General features: G+C 75.0%; 5 protein-coding genes. 2 read left to right on the top strand and 3 right to left on the bottom strand.

What is annotated here, in order from left to right:
- The first annotated feature begins 20 nt into the window (after positions 1-20).
- Positions 21-752, top strand: coding sequence for a sirohydrochlorin chelatase (locus CGE01nite_RS16515; RefSeq protein WP_141371752.1), 732 nt, complete (start codon positions 21-23; stop codon positions 750-752).
- 51 nt (positions 753-803) lie between these two features.
- On the opposite strand, the gene CGE01nite_RS16520 is transcribed toward CGE01nite_RS16515, so the two are convergent.
- From CGE01nite_RS16520 to CGE01nite_RS16530, 3 genes are all read right to left on the bottom strand, one after another.
- Positions 804-3485, bottom strand: a complete 2682-nt coding sequence (locus CGE01nite_RS16520; RefSeq protein WP_141371753.1) for a hypothetical protein — start codon at positions 3483-3485, stop codon at positions 804-806.
- A gap of 1 nt (position 3486) precedes the next feature.
- Positions 3487-4158, bottom strand: coding sequence for a hypothetical protein (locus CGE01nite_RS16525; RefSeq protein WP_141371754.1), 672 nt, complete (start codon positions 4156-4158; stop codon positions 3487-3489).
- Positions 4159-4373: 215 nt separating this feature from the next.
- Positions 4374-4961: an NYN domain-containing protein gene (locus tag CGE01nite_RS16530; protein ID WP_141371755.1), complete on the bottom strand. Its 588-nt coding sequence runs from the start codon at positions 4959-4961 to the stop codon at positions 4374-4376.
- A 212-nt stretch (positions 4962-5173) separates the two neighbouring features.
- On the opposite strand from CGE01nite_RS16530, the gene CGE01nite_RS16535 reads away from it, so the two are divergent.
- The coding region (locus CGE01nite_RS16535; RefSeq protein ID WP_141371756.1) for a MarR family transcriptional regulator at positions 5174-5425 on the top strand (252 nt) is incomplete at its 3' end.

The following is a 5425-nucleotide window of genomic DNA, read 5'->3' on the forward strand; positions in this document are numbered from 1 at the left end:
CGGCTCGAGCTGGCGGTCTCGTGAGCGAGACGCCACCCGCCGGTCGACCCCCCGTCCTGATCGGCTGCTCGCACGGGACGGACGACCACGACGGGCGCGCGGCGGTGCGCTCGATCCTGGCCGACGTGGTCACGCTGCGCCCTGACCTCGACGTGCGCGAGGCCTTCGTCGACGTGCAGACGCCCGCGGTAGGCGACGTCGTCACCGAGGTCGTCGCCGCCGGGGGAGAGGCGGTCGTCGTGCCGCTGCTCCTGTCGGTGGGCTTCCACGTGAGCGTCGACGTGAGCAAGGCGGTCGACCTCCCCGGTGCCCGTGCGGCGGCCCCGCTCGGGCCCGACGCCTCGCTCGTCGAGATCCTGGCCGACCGGCTCGACGAGGTGGGCCTGACGGCCGACGACGCCGTCGTGCTCGCCGCCGCGGGCTCGCGCGACCCGTCCGCGGCCGTGGCCGTGCAGGAGGTCGCCGCCGCGCTGGCCGCGCTGCTCGACCGTCACGTCGGGCCGCCCGACGAGCGCGGACCGGGGCTCGTGGTCGGCTACGGCGCGGGTGCGCAGCCGCGCGTGCCGGACGCGGTGCGCCTGGCGCGCGGCGACGACGACCGGCGCGTGGTCGTCGCGTCCTACCTGCTCGCGCCCGGGTACTTCCTCGACCGCGTGCTCGAGGCGGGCGCCGACGTCGTCTCCGCGCCGCTCGCCCCCGACCGCCGCCTCGCGCACCTGGCCCTGCGCCGGTTCGCCGCCGCGCTCGACTGACGACGCAGGGGCGACCGGGAGGACGAGCTCCCGGGCGCCCCTGCGTGTCGGTCAGGCCGAGCGGCGCCGCAGCACCGTGCCGGCCACGGCAGCCGCTGCGAACAGGGCGAGCGCTGCGACGCCCTTGCCCGCGTTCGTCGCCCCGCTCCCGTCGGCCCCGGCGATCTCGATCGAGTACGCCGTGGCCCCGGTCGCCCCCTCGGGGGCGCCGTACGCCATGCCCTCCTCGGCCGTGCGGGCGGCGCCCGCGGCGAGAACGGCGTAGCCCGTCCCGAACTTCGCCGCGGTCGTCGCACCGGACTCGACGAGCTTCGAGGTGCCCTCGTCCGACAGCTGCTGCGCACCGTCGACCAGCTGAGGTGCAGCGCCGGCCGCCGTGCCGAGGCCGTCGGCGAGCTGCTCGGAGCCGTCGGCCGCGCGCTGGATGCCCGCCGCCAGGGTGCTCGAGCCCGAGGCCGCTGTGCCGATGCCCGAGGACAGCGTGCGCGAACCGGTCGCGGCCGACTGCAGCCCGGCGAGCAGGCGCTGCGACCCGGAGGCCGCCGAGCCGAGCCCGTCCGAGACCTTGGTCGAGCCCGCCGCCGCGGTGCCGAGCCCGTCGGAGATCGCGGCGGCGCCCGTCGCGGCTCCGGCCAGACCGTCGGCGAGGTCCTGCGACCCGCTCGCGGCGTCGGCCAGACCGGTCGAGAGCCGGCCCGCGCCCGTGCTGAGCTTCGATGCGCCGTCACCGAGCCTGCCGAGCCCGGCGACGAGCTCGCCGCCGCCGCCCTGGATCTGGCCGACGCCCGCACGGACGCTGTTCACGCCGCCGCGCAGGGTGCCGTCCTCGGCCGTGTCGCTCGACGTGCCGACGCCGCCCTGGACGGAGTCCACCACCGTCGTCGCGAGCTGGCCGATGCCGGCGTCGAGGCCGCCGAGGCCCTCGAGCAGGCCCGGCTTGGCGGGGTCGCACGCGGGGAGCGAGGCAGACGACAGGCCGCACTGGACGAGCGCGAGGGTCGCCGCCGCGGTGCCGAGCTGCGTGGCCGACGTGGTCATGCCGTCGCTGAGCTGGTCGAGCCCACCGGCGACCCGGCCGAGCCCCGCCGTGTACGAGGCCTGCGCGCCGGCGGGCAGCATCGCCGTGAAGGCGGCGAGCCCCGCGGTCGGGTCGGTGACGCCGAGCTTGAGCTCACCGATCGAGGTCACCGTGCTCGTCGCCGTGGAGGACGCGGTCCCGAGCTGCGTGCGCATCGCGTTGACCGCGTACAGGAGCGTCGGCTGCTGTCCCGGGGCGGGAGCCGCGGTCGAGCCGATGCCGGCGCGCATCCGGGCGATCCCGTCGCGCAGGGGCTGTGCCTTGGTCGGCAGTCCGCCGATCTGCGTCGAGAGGTCGGCGAGGCCCTTGTCGATCTTCGCGAGCCCCTCGTCGACCTGGGTCAGGCCTGCGATGAGGGCGGGAGCCTTCAGCCGAGCGCTGGCCAGGCCCGTGTCGAGAGCCGCGGCGCCCGCGGCGAGCTCGACCGCACCCGGTGCGGCGCTGTCGTTGAGCCCCTTCGCGAGCGCGGCGGCACCCGGTGCCGCGACGTCCGTCAGGCCCTCGGCGAGGGACGCCGCGCCCGGTGCGAGCTTGTCGTTGAGCCCCTCGGCGAGGCTCTTGGCCCCGGGAGCGAGCTGGCCGACGAGCCCGGCGCTGAGGTCTCGCGCGCCGGGGACGATCTGGCCGTTGAGGCCGTCGGCGAGCGTCCGGGAGCCGGGCAGGAGCTTGTCGTTGAGCCCCGCGGCGAGGTCGCCCGCACCCGGCGCGGCCTCGAGCGCGAGACCGTCGCGGAGCGTGCCCGCACCGTCGTTGAGCTGCTCGATGCCCGCGAGCAGCTCGGCCGCGCCGTCGTGCAGCCGCAGCAGGTTGTCGTTGATCGTGATGGCACCGGTCGTCAGGTCGACGCCCGACTCGGCGCCCGACGCGTAGCTCGCGGAGCCGCCCTTGAACGACGGGTACTCGAGCGGCGACACCGGCATCGACGTGAGCGAGGCGGCCGGGACGACGCCCTTCGTGATCTGCGCCGTGTAGCCGAACTCCGCGGTCGGCGCGCCGATCGGGGGGAAGAGCGTCATCTGGAAGGTCAGGCGCGTGCCGCCGCGCCCGTCGCCGGCGATCCCTGCCTCGCCCGACTGCACGTCGGTGAAGGTCGACGGGAGCGTCGTGACGAGCTGGCCGATCATCGGGACGACCGTCGTGGCGGTGGCCGTTCCCGTGCCGCCGCGGCCGTCGTCGAACGTGACCTCGTCCTCGCGGCTCGTCAGGTTCGTGATGGTGTAGTGCACCTCGAGCAGGCCGGACCGGCCGACGACGTCGCCGGGCGCCACGGTCTTGCCGTCGAGCGAGTAGCGGATGTCGACGCCGAGCGGCAGGTCGCCGTCGAAGTCGCTCACGGTGCGCAGACGCTTCTCGCCGTCCACGTCGACCTGGGTCACGAGGCGACCGTCTTCGACCCGGAACGAGCCGAAGCCGTCGAGGTTGCGCAGGCCGCTCGTCGAGACCGGGTTGGAGATCGTCGTGGTGCCGTGCCCCGTCAGGGCGAGCTGCTCGTAGACGCGCGCCTCCTTGACGGCGCCCGTGGCGTCGAGCTTCGCCTGCACGGTCTCGGTGTTGACGACGCTGACGTCGCCCGAGTCGTCGGCGGCGACGGCGGCGGTGCCGAGCACCAGGGGGAGCGTCGCGGTGACAGCGACGACGGGAAGGATGCGACGCACGTCAGGCCTCCGGGCGGGGGTCGAGGGCGAGCGAGGGACGGTGAGCCGCGGACTCGGGGGAGAACGTCCGCGGCTCCTGGAGCACGGGCTGCGCCGCGGGGCGTCGGGGCTCGGTGTGGACGGCCGCCGCGAGCGGAAGACCGTGGGCGGGCGTGGTCGCGTCCTCGGACGCCTCGGCGACCGGCGCCGCCGCCTCGGCCGGGCCGAGGAAGACCGTGGCCAGCAGGCCGACGGCCGCGGCGAGGAGCACGCCGCTGATGGTGGCGATCGAGGTCGAGACCACCGAGGTCGGGTCCTGGGCGTACACCCGCTCGTACGCGCCGGCGACCGCCGCGACCCCGAGCAGCAGCGTCCACAGCGGGACCCTGCCACGCGCGACGGCGACCACGCCGACGGTCAGGGCGAGCACGATCAGCACCGCGACCGCGCGACCGGCGGTCGAGTCGGGCAGCGCCGCGGCGCGCAGCAGGTAACCGACCCACGCGAGCGCCGCACCGGCGAGGAAGCCCGCGACGCGCGCGGCCACCGAGCCGCCCGGCACGAGGCCCAGGACGCCGCCGAGGGCCGCGCCGAGCAGGACCACCGGTGCCACGTCGGCACCCAGGAGGGACAGTCCCACCACCACCGTCGTGAGGACGGCGAGGACGAGCCCCGCCAACACGTTGCGCTTCATTGACCACCTCGTCGTGGACTCGGCCGGGGACTCCGGGGCCGGTCGTCCTCGTCGACGTCCGGCCGCGCGACTGTCTACCAGCGGCCCGATTACCGTGACCATGGGGTACTAGGTAAAGGACGAGCGGTACTAGGTAACTTCGGCGGAGTATCAGGTAACCGTTACGGTCCCGTGACCTGCTCTGGGACCTCCGGCCCTCGCCCGGCGCGGTCCGGTCAGAGGTAGCGCGTCGGGTCGAACTGCTCGAGCGGGATGATCCGTACGCGCGGCAGCGACACGTTGAAGGCCTGCACGTCGTGCTCCAGGTCGAACGCGTGCAGCCCCTGCGCGGTCAGGCCCGACAGCGCGGTCGACGTGAACTCGCGGAAGGCGATGAGCCCGGTGCGCCGCGAGTCGTCGTCGACGAGCGTCGCGAGCTCAGCCGCGAAGTCGCCGTCGTGGCTGACGAGCATGACGTCGCCCGACCGCTGCGCGATCGCCTCGAGCGTGCGCTTGATGCCGATGTCGACGACCTTCTCGTGCGCCTCGCCCGACAGCGGGATCGGCTGGAAGCCGATCGCGAGGAGCGCCTGCACGAAGCTCATCGGCAGCGAGCCGTTGGAGGCGTTCAGGAAGAAGAGCCCCTTCACGTCCTGGCCCCACTGCTGCTGCGCGAACGCCAGCACGCGCTCCCAGCGCGGACGCTGGTCGGGGGCGGGCCGTGCGCCCAGGATCGCGGTGCCCAGCGTCGCGTCGATGTTCTCGCCGTCGACGACGACGTACGTCGTGCCGGATCCGGTCGTGGTGCCCGCCTCGGTGCTCATCGCCCCAGGCTAGACGCCCGCGCGACGCGCGGGCGCGCCGCGGGGGCACCGACCGGGATCAGCGCGCCCGTCACGCTCGTGCCGTCGACGCGCGCGGTGCCCTGACGTGCGCGCAGGAGCGTGCGACAGTGTGCGCGGACGTGGGTGTCCGACGAGGTCAGCGCCGCCCGAGGTCGCGGCGCACGCCTCAACAGTCGCGAGAGGGGATCGGTGTGGGGGGATCGGCGGGAGGACCGACGGCCCGCGAGGCGGCCGAGGCCTGGGAGTCGCTGTTCCGCGCGCAGGTCGCGCTCATGCGGCGGTTCTCGGCGGAGGACGTGTGGGGCGACATGTCGGTGCGGGAGTACGACGTGCTGTTCACGCTCTCGCGCTGCGAGGGTCGCGCGGCGCGCCTGCGCGACCTCGGGGCGCAGAGCCTGCTGACGCAGCCGAGCCTGTCGCGCCTCGTCGAGCGGCTCGAGCTG

This window comes from Cellulomonas gelida, from assembly GCF_006538725.1.
Classification (GTDB): domain Bacteria; phylum Actinomycetota; class Actinomycetes; order Actinomycetales; family Cellulomonadaceae; genus Cellulomonas; species Cellulomonas gelida.

Excerpts from the sequence above, each read along its gene's own strand:
- CGE01nite_RS16525 (WP_141371754.1), bottom strand. The coding sequence starts at position 4,158 with ATGAAGCGCAACGTGTTGGCGGGGCTCGTCCTCGCCGTCCTCACGACG.
- CGE01nite_RS16530 (WP_141371755.1), bottom strand. The coding sequence starts at position 4,961 with ATGAGCACCGAGGCGGGCACCACGACCGGATCCGGCACGACGTACGTC.